General features: G+C 73.2%; 21 protein-coding genes. 13 read left to right on the top strand and 8 right to left on the bottom strand.

Annotation, left to right across the window (positions count from 1 at the left end; translation table 11 throughout):
* Nucleotides 1–17: 17 nt before the first annotated feature.
* The 7 genes from ACI1MP_RS11250 to ACI1MP_RS11220 all read left to right on the top strand — a co-directional run bounded on the left by ACI1MP_RS11250 (nt 18) and on the right by ACI1MP_RS11220 (nt 3,874).
* A complete protein-coding gene (locus ACI1MP_RS11250) occupies nt 18–251 on the top strand; it encodes a helix-turn-helix domain-containing protein (RefSeq protein ID WP_043912348.1) in 234 nt (77 codons plus the stop codon).
* A gap of 264 nt (nt 252–515) precedes the next feature.
* On the top strand, nt 516–1,316 hold the full coding sequence (locus ACI1MP_RS11245; RefSeq protein WP_380342473.1) for an enoyl-CoA hydratase/isomerase family protein: 801 nt from the start codon (nt 516–518) through the stop codon (nt 1,314–1,316).
* A gap of 282 nt (nt 1,317–1,598) precedes the next feature.
* Entirely contained in the window at nt 1,599–2,075 is a 477-nt protein-coding gene (locus ACI1MP_RS11240) for an Asp23/Gls24 family envelope stress response protein (RefSeq protein ID WP_380342475.1), read from the top strand.
* Between the two features lie 53 nt (nt 2,076–2,128).
* Complete coding sequence (locus ACI1MP_RS11235; protein ID WP_100589480.1) at nt 2,129–2,320, top strand: hypothetical protein; 192 nt, start codon at nt 2,129–2,131, stop codon at nt 2,318–2,320.
* Nucleotides 2,320–2,664 (top strand): hypothetical protein, encoded by a 345-nt coding sequence (locus ACI1MP_RS11230; RefSeq protein ID WP_380342478.1) that lies wholly within the window; start codon nt 2,320–2,322, stop codon nt 2,662–2,664. The genes ACI1MP_RS11235 and ACI1MP_RS11230 overlap by 1 nt, the downstream gene beginning before the upstream one ends.
* Nucleotides 2,661–3,248: a DUF6286 domain-containing protein gene (locus ACI1MP_RS11225; RefSeq protein WP_380342481.1), complete on the top strand. Its 588-nt coding sequence runs from the start codon at nt 2,661–2,663 to the stop codon at nt 3,246–3,248. The genes ACI1MP_RS11230 and ACI1MP_RS11225 overlap by 4 nt, the downstream gene beginning before the upstream one ends.
* Nucleotides 3,245–3,874, top strand: a complete 630-nt coding sequence (locus ACI1MP_RS11220; RefSeq protein WP_380342484.1) for an alkaline shock response membrane anchor protein AmaP — start codon at nt 3,245–3,247, stop codon at nt 3,872–3,874. The genes ACI1MP_RS11225 and ACI1MP_RS11220 overlap by 4 nt, the downstream gene beginning before the upstream one ends.
* Nucleotides 3,875–3,953: 79 nt before the next feature.
* Here ACI1MP_RS11220 and ACI1MP_RS11215 read toward each other — a convergent pair whose 3' ends face one another.
* Nucleotides 3,954–4,709: an SDR family oxidoreductase gene (locus tag ACI1MP_RS11215; protein WP_100589522.1), complete on the bottom strand. Its 756-nt coding sequence runs from the start codon at nt 4,707–4,709 to the stop codon at nt 3,954–3,956.
* Nucleotides 4,710–4,876: 167 nt separating this feature from the next.
* Here ACI1MP_RS11215 and ACI1MP_RS11210 point away from each other — a divergent pair, with 167 nt between their 5' ends.
* Nucleotides 4,877–7,165: a SpoIIE family protein phosphatase gene (locus tag ACI1MP_RS11210; protein ID WP_380342490.1), complete on the top strand. Its 2,289-nt coding sequence runs from the start codon at nt 4,877–4,879 to the stop codon at nt 7,163–7,165.
* Here ACI1MP_RS11210 and ACI1MP_RS11205 read toward each other — a convergent pair.
* Nucleotides 7,155–7,961, bottom strand: a complete 807-nt coding sequence (locus ACI1MP_RS11205) for an SURF1 family protein (protein ID WP_404868573.1) — start codon at nt 7,959–7,961, stop codon at nt 7,155–7,157. The genes ACI1MP_RS11210 and ACI1MP_RS11205 overlap by 11 nt on opposite strands.
* A 22-nt stretch (nt 7,962–7,983) precedes the next feature.
* The gene (locus ACI1MP_RS11200; protein WP_380342496.1) at nt 7,984–8,964 is read right to left on the bottom strand and encodes a DEDDh family exonuclease; all 981 of its coding nucleotides are present in this window, start codon (nt 8,962–8,964) and stop codon (nt 7,984–7,986) included.
* A gap of 123 nt (nt 8,965–9,087) precedes the next feature.
* Between ACI1MP_RS11200 and ACI1MP_RS11195 the strand changes: the two genes are divergently transcribed.
* The 4 genes from ACI1MP_RS11195 (at nt 9,088) to moaA (ending at nt 13,364) form a co-directional block, all read left to right on the top strand.
* Nucleotides 9,088–10,131 (top strand): zinc-dependent alcohol dehydrogenase family protein, encoded by a 1,044-nt coding sequence (locus ACI1MP_RS11195; RefSeq protein ID WP_043910158.1) that lies wholly within the window; start codon nt 9,088–9,090, stop codon nt 10,129–10,131.
* Nucleotides 10,132–10,330: 199 nt separating this feature from the next.
* On the top strand, nt 10,331–10,681 hold the full coding sequence (locus ACI1MP_RS11190; RefSeq protein ID WP_380342500.1) for a DUF485 domain-containing protein: 351 nt from the start codon (nt 10,331–10,333) through the stop codon (nt 10,679–10,681).
* Complete coding sequence (locus ACI1MP_RS11185; protein ID WP_404868572.1) at nt 10,678–12,291, top strand: cation acetate symporter; 1,614 nt, start codon at nt 10,678–10,680, stop codon at nt 12,289–12,291. The genes ACI1MP_RS11190 and ACI1MP_RS11185 overlap by 4 nt, the downstream gene beginning before the upstream one ends.
* Nucleotides 12,292–12,374: 83 nt before the next feature.
* A complete protein-coding gene (moaA, locus tag ACI1MP_RS11180) occupies nt 12,375–13,364 on the top strand; it encodes a GTP 3',8-cyclase MoaA (protein ID WP_380342505.1) in 990 nt (329 codons plus the stop codon).
* A gap of 17 nt (nt 13,365–13,381) precedes the next feature.
* On the opposite strand, the gene ACI1MP_RS11175 is transcribed toward moaA, so the two are convergent.
* A complete protein-coding gene (locus ACI1MP_RS11175) occupies nt 13,382–14,296 on the bottom strand; it encodes an IS982 family transposase (protein WP_404867869.1) in 915 nt (304 codons plus the stop codon).
* Between the two features lie 63 nt (nt 14,297–14,359).
* The gene (locus ACI1MP_RS11170; protein WP_404868571.1) at nt 14,360–14,806 is read right to left on the bottom strand and encodes a nuclear transport factor 2 family protein; all 447 of its coding nucleotides are present in this window, start codon (nt 14,804–14,806) and stop codon (nt 14,360–14,362) included.
* 131 nt (nt 14,807–14,937) lie between these two features.
* On the opposite strand from ACI1MP_RS11170, the gene ACI1MP_RS11165 reads away from it, so the two are divergent.
* Nucleotides 14,938–15,744, top strand: coding sequence for an aminotransferase class IV (locus ACI1MP_RS11165; RefSeq protein ID WP_404868570.1), 807 nt, complete (start codon nt 14,938–14,940; stop codon nt 15,742–15,744).
* Nucleotides 15,745–15,770: 26 nt separating this feature from the next.
* On the opposite strand, the gene ACI1MP_RS11160 is transcribed toward ACI1MP_RS11165, so the two are convergent.
* The 3 genes from ACI1MP_RS11160 to ACI1MP_RS11150 all read right to left on the bottom strand — a co-directional run bounded on the left by ACI1MP_RS11160 (nt 15,771) and on the right by ACI1MP_RS11150 (nt 17,557).
* Nucleotides 15,771–16,586 carry a hypothetical protein gene (locus ACI1MP_RS11160; RefSeq protein WP_404868569.1) on the bottom strand — a complete coding sequence of 272 codons (816 nt, stop codon included), beginning with the start codon at nt 16,584–16,586 and terminating at the stop codon, nt 15,771–15,773.
* A 137-nt stretch (nt 16,587–16,723) separates the two neighbouring features.
* Entirely contained in the window at nt 16,724–16,966 is a 243-nt protein-coding gene (locus ACI1MP_RS11155) for a hypothetical protein (protein WP_100589492.1), read from the bottom strand.
* 225 nt (nt 16,967–17,191) lie between these two features.
* Nucleotides 17,192–17,557 (bottom strand): DUF3099 domain-containing protein, encoded by a 366-nt coding sequence (locus ACI1MP_RS11150; RefSeq protein WP_043910181.1) that lies wholly within the window; start codon nt 17,555–17,557, stop codon nt 17,192–17,194.
* Nucleotides 17,558–17,575: the final 18 nt, after the last annotated feature.

Here is a 17,575-nt window from a genome sequence, read left to right as displayed (position 1 = left end):
TCTACGAGGAGGCACGGGTGGCCGAGACTCTGAAAAAGGGCAGCCGGGTGACAGGTGCCGCGCGTGAGAAGCTCGCGGCCGATCTCAAGAAGAAGTACGACTCCGGCGCGAGCATTCGCGCCCTCGCGGAGGAGACGGGCCGCTCCTACGGCTTCGTCCACCGGATGCTCAGTGAGTCCGGGGTCAACCTCCGCGGTCGTGGCGGCGCCACTCGTGGCAAGGGCAAAACCGCTGCGGCCGCCGGTTCCTGACGATCCATCAGTTCCGGCGGGCGGTGCCAGAGCAGCCCGACTGCCCATGCTGCACCAGTACGCTGTTCGCCAATGCAAGACGTTCCACACGGATCGGCGGCCGGGTTCTCCCGAGCCGCCGACCGCCGTTTCCGGGCTCTTGCGCGGGCCATTTCGCGAGCATTCCGCCGGCATTCCTGTACGCCGATCCGGTGCTTTGTTACTCTCCAGTAGCCCGTCGGGGTCGGCGGGCGTCCCCGCCATGTCGCTGGAGGTAGCCCCGCCATGACCACCCACATTCCCGACACCGACCGCACCGCGTGGGAGCAGGCCGGCGTCCGCGTCGACCTGAACGGCGAACTCGCCACCGTCACGCTCTGCGACGCCAAGCGCCGCAACGCCCAGACCCCCGCCATGTGGCGCGCCCTCGCCGCGATCGGCCGCGCCCTGCCCGGCACCGTCCGGGTCGCCCTCCTCCAGGCCGAGGGCTCCTCCTTCTCGGCCGGCCTCGACCGCGCCATGTTCACCCCCGAGGGCATCCCCGGCGAGACCGGCTTCCTCCAACTCGCCGCCTCCGCCGACGCCGAACTCGACGCCACCATCGCCTTCTACCAGGAGGCCTTCACCTGGTGGCGCCGCACCGACCTGATCTCCGTCGCCGCCGTCCAGGGCCACGCCGTCGGCGCCGGCTTCCAGCTCGCCCTCGCCTGCGACCTCCGCGTGGTCGCCGACGACGTCCAGTTCGCCATGAAGGAGACCTCCCTCGGCCTGGTCCCCGACCTCACCGGCACCAAGCCCCTCACCGACCTGGTCGGCTACGCCCGCGCCCTGGAGATCTGCGCCACCGGTCGCCGCGTGGGCGCCGAGGAGGCCGTCGCCACCGGCCTCGCCAACGTCGCCGTCCCGGTGACGGATCTCGCGGCCGCCGCGAACGACCTCGCCGCCGCGCTGTTGGCCGCGCCGCGCAACGCCGTCATCGAGACCAAGGCCCTGCTCCAGGGCGCCGGCGACCGGACGTACGACCAGCAGCGGGCGGCGGAACGCGAGGCGCAGGCGCGCCGCCTCCGGGACCTGGCGGGCATGTAGCGGGCGCGAAGAGCGTCGCCGGGGGCGCGTGGGGGCACCTCCCGGCCCGCCAGGGCTGGGGGAGAACTGCGCGGGAAGGGGAGCGCACGTCCGCAAGGTCGCGATCAAGTGCAGGTCATCGTCCTGCGTCGCGATCTCGCGGTCGAGTGCGTCCCCCTTCGCGCAGTTCGCCGCGCCCCTGTCTGTGCTCCCCCTGCGCACAGCGCGAGCGTGTTGCGTGGCGAAATGTCAGAGTTGGGGTGATTTGCGATATAGCTGGACTCGAACGTCAGGAGGCCCGACATGGCGCAGCCCCACACCCCCACGCCCGCGGATCTGCAGAAGAGCGTGACGGAGGTGCAGCCGAGCGGTGAGCGTGGGCGGACGGCGCTCGCGGTGGGGGTGGTGGAGAAGATCGCCGGGATGGCGGCCCGCGAGGTGTCCGGGATCCATGCGTTGGGGTCGGGGTTCTCGCGGACGTTCGGTGCAATGCGGGACCGGGTGCCCGGGTCGAAGTCGAGTGTCGGGCGCGGGATCAAGGCGGAGGTCGGCGAGAAGCAGACCGCCATCGACATCGCGCTGGTGGTGGAGTACGGGGTGGTGATCCCGCGGCTGGCCTCGGAGGTGCGGGCGAACATCATCGAGGCGGTCGAGCGGATGACCGGCCTGGAGGTGGTCGAGGTGAACATCGCCGTGAACGACGTCCACCTCCCGGACGAGCCCGACGAGGAGGAGGAAGAGGAGCCCTCGTCCTCCGGGCGGCGACCGCGGGTGCAGTGAGCCGGCCCTGACGGGGACGGACCCTTTCGAGACGGACCGCGAAGGAGCGGCGGATGAACCTGGCGTTGGTGGGCCTGCTCGCGGGCATGGCCCTCGGCTTCGCCGGCTACTTCGGCGGGTTCGCCGCGTTCCTGCTGGTCGCGGCGCTCGGCGCGGTGGGCTTCGTGGTGGGCCGGGTGATCGAGGGGGACCTGGAGCTCGGCGAGCTCGGTGACCTGCTGCGCGGCCGGGACCGGCGGCGCTGATGGCGGTTCCGGGGGTGGTGGCGGCCCCGCCCGCGCAGCGCGGCAGTGAGCAGATCGCCGACCGGGTGTACCGCCGGATCGCGGCCCGCGCCGCCGCCGACGCGCTCGCCCCGGCCTGGCGCCCCCGCCCGGAGCCCGTGCCGCAGCCGAAGGCCTCGGCGCTGTACACGCACGGCCGGGTCCGGCTCACCCTGCACGTCGAGCTGCCGTTCCCGTGCGACATCGCGATGCTGGCCCGGACGGTGCGGGACGCCGCGTGCGCGCAGGTCGCCGAGCTGACCGGCACTCCCGTCGCCTCGGCCGAGGTGATCGTGGACCGCCTGCACCCGGCGGGGCTGCGATGAGCACGATGGTGGAGGAGCCGCGCAAGCGCCGGGCCGGCCGCTGGCTGCAGTCCGAGCGCGGGGTGGTGACGGCGCTGGTGGTGGCCGTCCTGGTGGTGGCCGCCGGGACGCTGCTGTACGACCTGATCGCGGTGCGCTCCGGCGGCCGGGCCCGGCCGTGGCGACGGGACCTGGCGCACCAGTTGGCGACCCGTCACCTCGACGACCCGTGGGTGCTGGGCTTCGCCGCCGGTGCGGTGCTGCTCGGGATGGTGCTGCTGACGCTGGCGTTCCGGCGCGGGCTGCGCGGCTGGCTCGCGCTGGAGCCGCGCGGCACGGCGATCCACCGCAGCGCCGTCGCCGCGCTGCTCTCCCGCCGGGCCCAGCAGCACGCCGACCTGCACTCCTGGCACGTGAAGGTGAGACGGTGGCGCACCCGGGTGACGGTCACCGGCGCCACCGACCCGGCCGGGGTGGAACGCCACCTGCGGGCCGAGCTGGAGCGGATCCCGCTGGCCGGCCCGCACCGGCTGGACGTCCGCACCCGGCCGGTGCGGGAGCGTCACCACCGCCGCGAACTCGCCGAGCTGGAGCCGCCCCGATGAGCCGACGCGCCGTCAACCGCACCGTCCTGGCCGTGGTCGGGCTCCTGCTGCTGGTCGGCGGGGCGCTGGTGCTGCTCGGCGGACTGGACGTCTACCGGCACCTGGGGATCACCCCGCCGCACTGGTGGCCGCTCACGTCGCCGGACCAGCCGGTGCTCAGCACCGCGAGTCGTACCCGCTTGACCGAGCACGACTGGTGGTGGCCGGTGGCGATCGCGGTGCCCGTGCTGGTGGTGCTCGGCGGGCTGTGGTGGCTGTTCTCGCAACTGCGGCGCGGCGGCCCGGCCGGGGTCGACCTGCCGTCGCCCGCCGCGCCGGGGCAGCAGCACTTCGCCCTGCACGTGCGCAGCCGGGCCGTCGAGGACGCGATCGAGACGGAGACCATCGCCCTCCCGGAGGTCGACCGGGTCACCGTCCGGGTCACCGGCGCGGCCCGCCGGCCCCAGGTGCACACCGTCCTGCGACTCACCCCCGGCGCGGACACCGCGGCCCTGATCGACGCCTTCCACACCGGCCCGGTGGAACACGCCCGCCACTCCCTGGGCCTGGCGGCCCTTCCCGCCGAGCTCCGCCTCCGGGTGGCGCGGCCGCGCAAGGAGCGGAACAAGGCGCCGCGGGTGCACTGAAGCGGGCGGGCGCGAGTTCAGGGGGCCGGGGGTACCCCCGGCGCCCCCGGTGGTGCAGCCCCCGGTGGTGCACCTCCCCTTACAGACCTCGCGTCGCCCCGCCGTCGACCGGCACCATCACTCCCGTCAGGTACGACGCGGCCGGGGACAGCAGGAAGGCCGCAGTGCGGCCGAACTCGGCGGGGGTGCCGTAGCGGCGGAGGGGGATGCCGGCGGTCGCGGCTTCGCGGGCGGCGGCGGGGTCGGGGGCGAGGGCGTCGAGTTCACGGACGCGGTCGGTGTCGATGCGGCCGGGGAGCAGGCCGAGGACGCGGATGCCGCGCGGGCCGAGCTCGTCGGCGAGGGTCTTGGCGGCCATGGCGAGGCCGGGGCGCAGGCCGTTGGAGATGCCGAGGCCGGGGATCGGCTGGCGGACGGAGGTGGAGAGGACGAAGGCGATGACGCCTCCGGAGGGGAGGCGCTCGGCGGCGGCGCGGGCCAGCCGGACGGCGCCGAGGAAGACGGAGTCGAAGGCCGCGCCCCAGGCTTCGTCACTGGCGGTGGCGACCGGGCCGGCGGCGGGGCCGCCGACGCTGATCAGCATGCCGTCGAAGCCGCCGAAGCGGCTGGTCGCGGCGTCGATCAGGCGTTGCGGGGTGGCCGGGTCGGCGTTGTCGGCGGCCACGCCGTACGCGTGGGGGCCGAGGGCGCGGGCCGCGGCGGCGACCGAGGTTTCGGTGCGGCCGGTGATGACGACGCGGGCGCCCTCGGCGACCAGTTGTTCGGCGGTGGCGTGGCCGAGTCCCCGGGTCGAGCCGGTGACCACGTACACCTTGTCCTTGAGTCCGAGATCCATGCGGGTCATTCTCGCCGGTCGGTGTCGCCGGGTGACGGTAGGCCCACCGGGATGCGGGGCCGCCGGGGTTCGTCACCGACGGTGAGCGCCGGGCCGGGTGTCAATGGCGCGCGGCCGGGAACCGTTCGAAGATGGGGGGACCGGACCACCCACCCGAGGTGCAGCCCATGGAACGCAGGCGGTTGCCGAACATCGACGGCGTCGCGGCCGCGTTGGTCGACCGCGACGGCCTCGTCGTCGGCTGGACCGCCGCCGCGGAGCAGTTGCTCGCGCTGGACGCCGCCCAGGTCACCGGCCGCCCTGCCAGTGAGCTGCTGGCGGACGACGGCGAGGAGCACCTGCTGGGCCGTCGATCGGGCGAGGTCCGGCTGCGGACGGGCAGCGGGGTTCCGCTGGAGGTCGCGTACCAGGTGCTGCCGCTGACCGGGGAGGGCGGCGGGGTGCGGGCGCTGGTGCTGGCCACTCCCGCCGACAGGGTGGCCCGGCGGCGGCAGGACGAGGCGTTCACCCGGGAGCTGTTCCTGCAGGACCAGCTCGGCCTCGCCGTGTTCGACTCCGACCTGCGGCTGCTGCGCACCAACTCCCATCTGCTGCCGTACACCGGCCTGCCCGACGGCCTGGCCGGGTCCAAGCTGCACGACTACCTGCAGCCCGAGGACGCCGACGCCGTGGAGGCGATCCTGCGGCACGTGATCACCACGGGGGAGCCGGTGGTGCGCACCGCCCTGCGGATCCGTCCGCTGGACGACCCCCGGGGCGGGGCGGTGATGGAGATCCAGGCGTTCCGGCTGCAGGCGCTGGACGGCGCGGTGATCGGCGTGACCGCGCTGTTCGGCGACGTCACCGAGTTGCACCGGTACCGGCGGCGGGCCGATGTGCTGCACCGGGCCACCGCCGCCGTCGGCGGTTCGCTGTCGGTGGCGGGCAACGCCGAGGACCTGGCCGGGGTGCTGGTCCCCGGGCTCGGGGACCGCGTCGAGGTGGACATCGCGGAGGCCGTGTTCAGCGGCGACGATCCGCAGCCCGACGCCGACGGTCGGCTCGCCGTGCGCCGTACCGCGACGGCGGGGCCGCCGCGGGCCGACGGGCGCCCGCTCGGTCCGTTGGGGCGGGAGGTGCTCGGGACGTCGGCCGGTTCGACGGAGGATCCGCCGTCGATGAGCGCCCCGTTGAAGGCGCGCAGTGGCCCGCTGGGCCGGGTGACCGTGCGCCGGGACCCGGCGGAGGGCCCGTACCGGCACGAGGATCTCGACCTGCTCCGGGAGATCGCCGCCCGGGCCTCGCTCGCGCTGGACAACGCCCGCCGCTACACCCGCGAGCACCGGGCCGCCGTCGGCCTCCAGCGCAGCCTGCTGCCGCCCGCCGAGACGGCGGTGCCCGCCGCGACCACCGCGAGCATCTACCGGCCCACCGACACCGCGACCGGCGTCGGCGGTGACTGGTTCGACGTCATCCCGCTCTCCTCGGCCCGGGTCGCGCTGGTGGCCGGCGACGTGGTCGGCCACGGGCTCCAGGCCAGCGCCACCATGGGCCGGCTGCGCACCGCCGTGCGCACCCTCGCGGACCTGGACCTGGAACCCGACGAGCTGCTGGTGCACCTGGACGACCTGGTCTCGCAGCTGGTGGTCGAGGGCAGCGAGGAGGAACGCGAACGCGGCGTCGCCGACCCGTCCGGGGCGACCTGCGTGTACGCCGTCTACGACCCGGTGACCGGGATCTGCCAGACCGCCAGCGCCGGGCACCCGCCGCCCGCGCTGGTGCACCCCGACGGGCGGGTCGAGTACCTGGCGGTCAACCCGGGGCCGCCGCTGGGCATCGGCGGGCTGCCGTTCGAGGCCGCCGAGTGCGCGCCGCGGGCCGGCAGCGTGCTGGCGCTGTACACCGACGGGCTGATCGGGGGCGGCGGCGACGTCGACGAGGGCATGGCGCAGCTGGCCGTGCAGCTCGGCGAAGTCGATCTGCGCGGCGACCTGGCTGCCGCCGGGCGGGCGATCGTCGCGGAGATGTCCACCGCCGCCCAGAGCGACGACGTGACGCTGCTGCTGGCCCGGCTGCATCACGTCCTGCCGGAGGACACCGCCGCCTGGACCATCGAGGCCGACCCGGCGGCGGTCGCCGGGGTGCGGGAGTCGGCCAGCCGGACGCTGGAGCAGTGGGGGCTGGGCGAGCTGGTGTTCACCACCGAGCTGGTGCTCAGCGAGCTGGTCACCAACGCGATCCGGTACGCGGGCGGGCCGGTGGTGGTGCGCCTGATCCGCTCCTCGGTGCTGACCTGCGAGGTGTCCGACCCGAGCGCCACCCAGCCGCGGATGCGCCGGGCCCGGCTCACCGACGAGGGCGGCCGCGGCCTGTACCTGGTCGCCCAGCTCACCGAACGCTGGGGCAGCCGCTACACCCGCACCGGCAAGACCATCTGGGCCGAGCAGTTGCTCGAACCGCCGCCGCTCAGCTGGTAGCGCCGACCAGTTCCCCGTCCGCCGCCACCGGCTTCGCCGCGTGCTGCTTGGCCTCGCGGCGGGCCAGCACCACGACGCCGACCGGGATCAGCGTGGTGAACAGCCACCACTGGATGGCGTACGCCATGTGCGGGCCGATGTCGGAGTGGCCGGGCTCGGCGAGCAGGACGGGGGCGGCGCCGGCGGCGGGCTGGGAGGAGGCGAGCTCCAGGTAGCCGCCGAGCACGGTGGCGCCGGAGAACTTGGCCTGCTCCTCGGTGTTGATCACCTTGTACATCCGGTCCGGCAGGCCGCCGCGGTTCTTCACGCCGACCTTGGCGTACGTCTCGTCGGCGCGCAGCCGCCCGGTCACCGTCACCTCGCCGGCCGGCGGGGCGGGCACGGCGGGGAAGTCGGCGGCGCCCGCGCCGGAGTCCACCCAGCCGCGGTTGACCAGGACCGAGCCCTTGCCGTCGGACAGCACCAGCGGGGTGATCACGAAGTAGCCGATGGAGCTGCCGCCGGGCTCGGTGCGGCCGCGGATGACCACCTCGTGCGCGGTGTCGTAGTGCCCCTGCGCGGTGACGGTGCGCCACACCTCGCCGCCGGGGACCGACCAGCCGGGGGAGGAGAGCGAGTCGAAGGCGACGGGCGGGCTGCCCAGGTTCCGGGCCACCAGGTCGTTGCGGGCCACCCGCGCCTCGTGACGGTGGTACTGCCAGAACCCCAACCGGATCATGGTCGGGATCAGCACCAGCGCCAGCAGGACGATGACCGCCCAGCGCGCGGACAGCAGGAATCGGTACACACCCGGCACGCTAATCCTCCTTACCGCCGCGTCACGCACCGGGGTGCGGCGCGACCTCCCGCAGCAGCTGCAGGAACGCGTCCTCGCCGACCACCGGAGTGCCGTACTCCCGGGCCTTGCGGGCCTTGCCGCTCCACGAGGTGGGCTCGTTGGTGACCAGCAGGCTGGTGAGCCGGCTCACCGAGGAGGCGATGTGCAGGCCCGCCTCGATCATCCGGTCCTCCAGCAGCTCGCGGTCGGTGGCGGTGTCGCCGGTGATCGCCACCCGCATGCCCTGCATCAGCGGCGAGCCGTCCACCCAGCGACCCGGGTTCGGGTACGGGCAGGCCGGGCGCTTGCGGGCGGGCCGGTACGAGCTGCTCCAGGAACCGCGGGACGGGCCGGCCGGGGCGCTCTCGCCGAGGTCGGTGACGGCCACGCAGGTGGTCAGCGGCAGCGGCACCCCGCCGTTGCGGGCCAGCGCCAGGGACGGCCGGAACACCTCGGCGAGCACCCGGGCGTCGTCCAGCGCGTGGTGCGCCTGCCGCTGGCTCACCCCGAAGTGGGCGGCCAGCGAGGAGAGCTTGCCGTTCGGCAGCGGCAGCCGCAGGTCGCGGGCCAGCACCATGGTGCACAGTCGCTGCTCGACCGGGGCGCGCAGGCCGGCCCGGGAGAACTCGCGGGAGATCATGTTCCAGTCGAACAGCGCGTTGTGCGCGACCATCACCCGGTCGCGCAGCCGCTCGGCGAACTCGGCGGCGACCTCCGGGAAGGTCGGCGCGCCCTCCAGGACCTCGCTGGTCAGGCCGTGGATCCAGATCGGTCCCGGGTCCCGCTCGGGGTTGACCAGGGTGTACCAGTGGTCGGTGACCTCGCCGTCCGGGTCGAGCTGGTAGACGCCCGCCGAGATCACCCGGTCAGTGCGTCCGAGTCCGGTGGTCTCCACGTCGACCACCGCGAAGCCGCGCCCGGTGCCCCCGCCGGGGCCGGTGCGCTGTGCCGGGAGCGGCGAGGTGGGGAATGGCGCGTACATAGCGCACCACTTTACGGGGAACGGAGGACGGCTCCGGCCGGAACGGGTTGCTCGGGCAGCCGTTTTAGAGTGACAAGAGGGTGCGAACCCGGCATCCGACCTCTGCAACGAAGGGCAACCCTCATGCGTGCCACAGTGATCCACGGCCCCCAGGACATCCGGATCGAGGAGGTGCCCGACCCGCGGATCCAGCGGCCCACCGACGCCGTGGTGCGGGTGCTGAACGCCTGCATCTGCGGCAGCGACCTGTGGGCGTACCGCGGCATCGCCAAGCGGCAGGCCGGGCAGCGGATCGGCCACGAGTTCCTCGGCTTCGTCGAGGAGGTCGGCCCCGAGGTGCGCGATCTCACAGTCGGCGACCTGGTGGTGGCCCCGTTCGTCTGGTCGGACGGCGTGTGCGAGTTCTGCCGCGAAGGCCTGCAGACCTCCTGCCCGCACGGCGGGTTCTGGGGCATACCCGGCTCGGACGGCGGCCAGGGCGAGGCGGTCCGGGTGCCGTTCGCGGACGGCACGCTGGTGAAGCTGCCCAAGGAGGCGGCCGGCGACGCGAAGCTGCTGCCCGCGCTGCTGGCGCTGTCCGACGTGATGGCGACCGGGCACCACGCGGCGGTGTCGGCCGGCGTGCGGCCCGGCGCGACCGTCGCGGTGGTCGGCGACGGCGCGGTCGGCCTGTGCGGCGTGCTGGCCGCGCACCGGCTGGGCGCCGGCCGGATCATCGCGCTCGGCCGGCACGAGGGTCGCACCGCGATCGCCCGCACCTTCGGCGCCACCGACGTGGTGCCCGAGCGCGGCGAGGCCGCGATCGAGGCGGTGCGCGAGCTGACCGGCGGCCGGGGCGCGCACGCCGTGCTGGAGGCCGTCGGCACCGAGGAGTCGATGCGCACCGCGATCTCCATCGCCCGCGACGGCGGCGCGGTCGGCTACGTCGGCGTGCCGCACGGCGGCAGCGCGGGCGTGGACATCCGCCAGATGTTCGACCGGAACGTCTCGGTGCGCGGTGGCGTCGCCCCGGCCCGGGCGTACATCCCCGAACTGCTGCCCGACGTGCTGTCCGGGGCGATCGACCCGGGCATCGTGTTCGACCGCACCGTGGACCTGGACGGGGTGCCCGAGGGCTACCGGGCGATGGACGAGCGGACGGCGCTGAAGGTGCGCATCGCCCTGTGACGAACGGGAATTGACGGAGTGTCATACCGGGGCGGCCGGGACGGGCCGCCCCGGTCTCGCGTTCCCGGCGGTTTTCGGCCGGATCATGCCAGGAACCTTCTCGCGGCTCCGCCCCCGATCTACCATGCTCGGCACTCAATGTGACGCCGCTCACGCCCATCCGATCGTCCGTCGCACCGAAGACGTCAGGAGGCACCGCGTGACACCCCCGCCCGAGCCCGCCCCGGAACAGTTCGCCCGCATCGAGGAATCACCGGAGTTCCGCCAACTGCGCAGCTCCTTCCGGAACTTCGCCTTCCCGGTCACGGCCGGGTTCGTCCTCTGGTACCTGCTGTACGTCCTGCTGTCCTGCTACGCGCCGGACCTGATGAGCACCAAGGTGGTCGGCAACATCAACCTGGCCCTGGTGCTCGGCCTGCTCCAGTTCGCCAGCACCTTCGCCATCGCCGCCTGGTACGCCCGTCACGCCGGCCGCCGGCTCGACCCGCGCGCCGCCGTCATCCGGGGGCGCGCCGCCGCCGTCCCGGCCGTGGAGGGGAGTGCCGAATGATCCAGCTGGCCACCTCCGCGAGCGAGCACCGGACCCTGATCATGTCGCTGTTCGGGGTCTTCGTGATCGCCACCCTCGGCATCACCCTGTGGGCCGGCCGGCAGACCAAGGACGCCGCCGACTTCTACGCCGGCGGCCGCGCCTTCACCGGCTTCCAGAACGGCCTGGCGATCTCCGGCGACTACATGTCCGCCGCGTCCTTCCTCGGCATCGCCGGACTCATCGCGCTGTTCGGCTACGACGGCTTCCTCTACTCCATCGGCTTCCTGGTCGCCTGGCTGGTCGCCCTGCTGCTGGTCGCCGAACCGCTGCGCAACTCCGGCCGCTACACCATGGCCGACGCGCTGGCCTTCCGGATGCGCCAGCGCCCCGTGCGGACCGCCGCCGGCATCTCCACCATCGTGGTGTCGATCTTCTACCTGCTCGCCCAGATGGTCGGCGCCGGCTCGCTGGTCGCCCTGCTGCTCGGCGTCAGCGGCGACGGCGCCAAGCGCTGGACTATCGTGACGGTCGGGGCGCTGATGGTGATCTACGTGACCGTCGGCGGCATGAAGGGCACCACCTGGGTGCAGATCGTCAAGGCGGTGCTGCTGATCGCCGGCGCCGCGCTGATGACCGTCATGGTGCTGGCCAAGTACCACTTCAACCTGTCCAGCCTGCTCGGCGCCGCCTCCGACGCCAGCGGCAAGGGTCACGCCTTCCTCGAACCCGGGCTCAAGTACGGCCTCACCGGCACCACCAAGCTCGACTTCCTCAGCCTCGGCCTCGCGCTCGTCCTCGGCACCGCCGGACTGCCGCACATCCTGGTCCGCTTCTACACCGTCCCCACCGCCAGGGCCGCCCGGAAGTCGGTGCTCTGGGCGATCGGCATCATCGGCGTCTTCTACCTGATGACGCTCGCCCTCGGCTTCGGCGCCGCCGCCCTGGTCGGCCCCAGGACCATCAAGGCCTCCAACGCGGCCGGCAACACCGCCGCCCCGCTGCTCGCCGAACAACTCGGCGGCGGGGCCGGCTCCACCGGCGGCGCGGTGCTGCTCGCGGTGATCTCCGCCGTCGCCTTCGCCACCATCCTCGCCGTGGTCGCCGGGCTCACCCTGGCCTCCTCCTCGTCCTTCGCCCACGACCTCTGGGCCAACGTGATCCGGCGGGGGAAGGCGAGCGAGAAGGAGGAGGTGGCCAGTGCCAAGCTCGCCGCCGTCGCGATCGGCGCCGTCGCCATCGTGCTGTCGATCTTCGCCGACAAGCTGAACGCCGCGGCGCTGGTCGCGCTGGCCTTCGCGGTCGCCGCCTCCGCCAACCTGCCCACCCTGCTGTACTCGCTGTTCTGGAAGCGGTTCAACACCGTCGGCGCGGTCTCGGCCACCTACGCGGGCCTGATCACCTCCGTCACCCTGGTGATCTTCTCCCCGGTGGTCTCCGGCAACCCCAGGACCTCGCTCCTCCCGCACAGCGACTTCCACTGGTTCCCGCTGGAGAACCCCGGCCTGATCTCCATCCCGGTCGGCTTCCTGGCCGGCGCGATCGGCACCTGGCTGGCCCGCGAGCAGGCCGACCCCGCGAAGTACGCCGAACTGGAAGTCCGTTCGCTCACCGGCCTCGGCGCGGACTGACCCCGTACCCGGCCCGGTTAAGCTGGCCCGGCCGCCACCCGGCGGCCGGGCCGGCGCGGCCCCCGAGGAAGGGCGGGACCGGGATGCTCCTCGACACCTACGGACGACAGGCCGTCGACCTGCGGGTCTCCCTCACCGACCGGTGCAACCTGCGCTGCACCTACTGCATGCCCGAGGAAGGCCTGAACTGGCTCGGCCGGGACGACCTGCTCACCGACGAGGAGATCGTCCGCCTGGTCGGACTGGCCGTCCGCGACCTCGGCGTCCGCGAAGTCCGCTTCACCGGCGGCGAACCGCTGCTGCGCCCGGGGCTCGTCCCGATCATCGCCGCCTGCGCGGCCCTCGACCCGCGCCCCGAGATCTCCCTCACCACCAACGGCATCGGCCTGGCCCGGGTGGCGACCTCCCTGCGGGACGCCGGAGTCGACCGGGTCAACGTCTCGATCGACACCCTGAACCCCGACACCTTCGCCCGCCTGACGCGCCGCCGCCGGCACCAGGACGTGCTGGACGGCCTGGCGGCGGCCGAGGCCGCCGGGCTGCGACCGGTCAAGCTCAACGCCGTGCTGATGCGCGGCGTCAACGACCACGAGGCCGCCGACCTGCTCGCCTGGGCGATCGAGCACCGGTACCAGCTCCGGTTCATCGAGCAGATGCCGCTGGACGCCCAACACGGCTGGGACCGCTCGCAGATGGTCACCGCCGAGGAGATCCTCGCGCTGCTGCGCACCCGCTTCACCCTCACCCCCGAACCGTCCTCGGTGCGCGGCGCCGCCCCCGCCGAACGCTGGCTGGTCGACGGCGGACCCGCGACGGTCGGCGTCATCGCCTCCGTCACCCGCCCGTTCTGCCGCGCCTGCGACCGCACCCGCCTCACCGCCGACGGACAGATCCGCAACTGCCTCTTCGCGACCGGCGAGACGGACCTGCGCGGCGCGCTGCGCTCGGGCGCGAGCGACGCGGAGCTGGCGGAGCTGTGGCGCGCGGCGATGTGGGGCAAGAAGGCCGGCGCGGGCATCGACGACCCGGAGTTCCTCCAGCCCGCGCGCCCGATGTCGGCGATCGGCGGCTAGATGAATGATGCGAAGGGTTAGTGGTCGTAGGCGGTCAGCGAGCGCATGACGGGCTGACCGGTCCGGTCGTTGTGCCAGATCGCCGAGGTCAGTGCGAGGATGCGTTGCAGGACACGGACCATCACCCCGGCCGGCGTGCGGCCCTGGTGGCGTTCGAGGTCGAGTTGGGCCTTGAACGTCTGGTTGACCGACTCGATGATCTGCCGCAGCGGCTTGAACAGCCTGGCTCCGGCCCGCTCGGGTTCGCCCTTGCGGGCCGGGCGGAGCAGGTGGACGCCCCACTCGGCGAGTTCGTGTTCGAAGGCGCGGCCGTAGTAGTGCCGGTCGCCGATCAGGGTCTGGCCCGGTCGGGAACCGGCCAGGTCGGGTTCGGCGTGGAGGATGCCGAGCAGGGTCTGGCGCTCGTCGGCCTTCGCGCCGGTCAGCGCGAACGCGACGGGCAGGCCGTGCAGGGTGCACACCAGATGCAGGCGCAGACCCCAGAAGTAGCGGGAGTGGCTGGCGCAGTAGCCGTACTCGGCCCATCCGGCCAGGTCGGAGCGCTTGGCGGTCTCGCGTGAGCGCCCACATTCCACCGGGGTGGAGTCGACGACCCACACGCTGTCGGTCCACAGCGAGGTGTCGATCGCGACCAGGCGGTTGACGCGGGCGATCAGGCCGGCGGCCTTGCGCAGGCGCCGGTTGTAGCCGGACTGCCCGGGCAGGTACGGGAACAGGTGCCGCAGGCGGGCGGTGGCGTAACGGATCCAGCGGCGCTCGGAGGTGAAGCCGAGCAGGGCCTGCATCACCGCCAGGGTGACCAGTTCGGCATCGCTGAGCCGGGGCGCGATCCCGATCTCGGGTCGCCACGGCGCCAGATGGGGCGATTCCTTCAGCAGGTCGTCGGTCTTCACGTAGAGTGCGGTCGCGAGGGAGTCCAGGTCAGGCGTCACAACCGACCTTTGGACTCCCTCGCGTCATTTCATGCACGCCAGCGAGCCCTTGGCATCAATCATCTAGCTGCGGCTCCGCAGGTGGCGGCTCACATCGCCGACCAGCGTGGCGTGGAAGCGTCGTTCCGTGAAACGCCACTGTCCGTCGCGCCGTTCGAAGCGGTCGTGGTAGCGCCCGCAGACGACGGGCTGCAGCGGCAGCCCCGGGAGCGACTGGAACACCGTGACGTACGAGCGGGCGGCCGCCGTGCCCGCCTCCTCGTCGACCTCGACGGCGAGGTTGGTGGTCATGTGCTGGGTCCGCGGGGTGCCGTCGGCGTACACGATCAGCAGGTCCCGGAACATCCGTTCGATCGCCCCCCGTCCGCTCACCGGCTCGCCGCTGCCGGTGAAGGCGGCGTCCGCGAGCAGCGCGCCGAGGCCGGCGAAGTCCCCGTCGTCCACCAGCTCGGCGTACCGGGCGATCAGGTTCTCGACGGCGTGCCGACCGGGCGCGGGGAGATCGTTCACGGACCTCACTGTAGGCGGGCGACCTGACGGGCGGTCGGGCGGTGTCACTGCCCGGCGGCCGGGAATGGCCGAACGGCCTTCGTGGTTGGGCCGGTTGTGGCCAGGGCGAGGGAGGGGTCGTCATCGACCGGGTGGACGTCAACGGCAGCGAGGCCGCGCGCGAGGACCTGATGGTGCTCGCGCGGGCGACCTACGCGCACTTCACCTCGATGCAGGCACGGGACGGCGCGGTCCGCGGGCTCGACCTGCACCTCGCGCGGCTGGACGCCGGCACGCGTGAGCTGTTCGGGACCGCCCTGGACACCGACCGGGTGCGGGGCTGGATCCGGCAGGCCCTGCGCGCCGCGCCCGACGCGGTCTCGGCCCGGGTGACGGTCTTCAGCCGCCGGGTGGACGTGGTGCTGCGCGGCGAGGACGTCGAGCCGGACGTGGCGGTGATGACGAGCGCGCCGGTCGAGGCCGGGGCCGCGTCGGTGCGCCTGCGAGCGATCGAGTACGAGCGGGATCTTCCGCACGTCAAGCACGCCGGGACGTTCGGGCTGGTGCTCGCCGGTCGGCAGGCGGCGCTCGCCGGGTACGACGACACGCTGTTCACCGACCGCGACGGCCGGATCGCCGAGGCGGCGATCGCGAACATCGGGTTCTTCGACGGCGAGCGGGTGGTCTGGCCGGAGGCGGCCGTGCTGCCCGGCATCACGAGGCAACTGCTGGAACGGGGTCTGGCGGCTGCGGGCATCCCGTCCGAGCGGCGGGAGATCCGGCTCCGCGACCTCGGACGGTGGGCGGCGGACTCCCCGGCCCTCGGAGCGTTCCTGTCGAACTCGATCGCGCCGGTCGTGCCGGTCGCGGGCATCGACGAACAGGCGCTGACCGTCGATCCGGAGGTCACCGCCCTCCTGCTGGACTGCTACCGGAGCAACCCCTGGCAGCAGGCGTGAGCCGGTCCCGTGCGTGGTGACGGTTGTCAGCGGCGGTGGCGCTCGGCAGCCACGCGGACTTCCTCACGCGCCAACTCGACCTCAACGGTGGGTGGTTGGAATTTGCCGGCAGCCACCCGGACGTGCTCCTCCCAGCGGTCCTGCCAGAACTCGACCGTCCACCCCGGCCACCGCTCCGCCATCTCGTACGCCTCCGCCGTCGCCCCCAGCGTCCACCAGCCCACCCGGCGCCGCTCCGGATCGACGTGCACTCCGGCCTGGGCCGCAGCCCGGCAGACTTCGTGCTCCGGGGCGTCCGCCAGTCGGTCGAGCAGGGCGGGCCCTTCCTGGACGGGGTGGTCGTTGGCGTTGGAGGCCACGAAGCACTGGTCCGATCCGACCGTCAGCACCGCGATCATCGGCTCCGGCTCCGCGAGTTCCTCGTCGTCCGGCTCCAGCAGCATGACGTGGCAGGTCGCAGCGTCGCGGTCCCGGACGAATGCCGGGTCCAGCCCCAGATAGGCCCGTACCTCCGCGTTGCCGTCGTACAGCCAGCGCACCTCCCAGCCCGGCCACGCCTCCCGCAGCAGCTCCAACGTGGCGGCGCGGTGGCGGAGTTCGGTGCTCGATCCCTCCCAGGCGAACAGCAGCAGCACCTTCCGGCCGAGATCGATCAGCGCTGCGCCCTGGCAGTGCACGTCGTCCAGCCACCACTCGGTCGCGGGCAGCGCCTCGACCATCGCGAGCGCGGCGGTCGGCCCGGCCAACAGGTCGAGGTCGATGCCGACGGCGCCGAAGCGGGACAGGTACAGCTCGTGCTCGCCGCTCTCGCGGACCACGACGAAATTCGCTCGATCACCCATGCGGAGAGCATGGCGGCCGCCCGACGGCGGATGCCACGGAATTCGCGCAGCCGCCGCTGCCCGAGCAGGTCGAGCGCGATGGCGGCGCGGCCGGCGACGGGGGAGGCGATCAGCCGGTCGGTGCTCCGGGCGCCGCGCTACGCCGAGAAGGGCTCGGTGTCCTTGAGGAAGCCGCGGACGGCGAGGAACTGGCCCAGGGAGTCGCGGTGTTCGTCGCAGGCCAGCCAGGTCTTGCGGCGGTCGGGGGTGTGGAGCTTGGGGTTGTTCCACAGCAGGGTCCAGGTGGCGAGCTCGCGGCAGCCCTTGGCGGAGCACTTCGGAGGGCCCGCCGGGCCGTCGGGGCCGGTGGGGGTGCCGAAGAGGGGGTGCGCGGTGTCCATGGATCCGATCCTATGCCCGGGCATGACGACGCCGGGCAGCCACGGGGGGAGCTGCCCGGCGTCGGTCTGTCGCTCCGACGGGGGATGCGGAGCGCTAAGGAAGTATGGCACGGCCAAGGGCTCGGAAGCTCGTCCGTCCGGTGACTAATTTGAGGATCGTCTGAGCTTTCCGGCGGTCATACCGGCCGATGAATGGTCATATCGGACAAGGGAATTGAGGGATTCTCAATCCTGTGGCCGGTTCTCGGCGGCCGCGGCGGCGGCCGCCGCCCCGCCGCCGCCCGTCCCGCCGGGGCCGAGCATCAGCGGGGTGTCGGGGGAGAAGGCGAAGGTCGAGGGCAGGCCGGGTGCGCGCTCGCGGCCCGCGTTGGCGATCAGTACCGCGAAGTAGGGCAGCAGGACGCCGCCGGCCAGCGCGGCGAAGGCGAGCCAGCGCTGGACGTCCCACAGGATGACGGCGAGCAGCACGCACACCGTGCGGATCAGCATGGAGATCACGTACCGCCGCTGCCGGCCCCGGACGTCCTCGCTGAGGCTGCTGCGGGCACCGGTGATCCGGAAGACCTGGTCGTCGTCCGCGCTCTTGCGCATGGTCCATCCATCCTCGGT

This window comes from Kitasatospora griseola, assembly GCF_044999035.1.
GTDB lineage: Bacteria > Actinomycetota > Actinomycetes > Streptomycetales > Streptomycetaceae > Kitasatospora > Kitasatospora griseola.
This window is presented reverse-complemented; position numbering and strand designations above follow the sequence as displayed.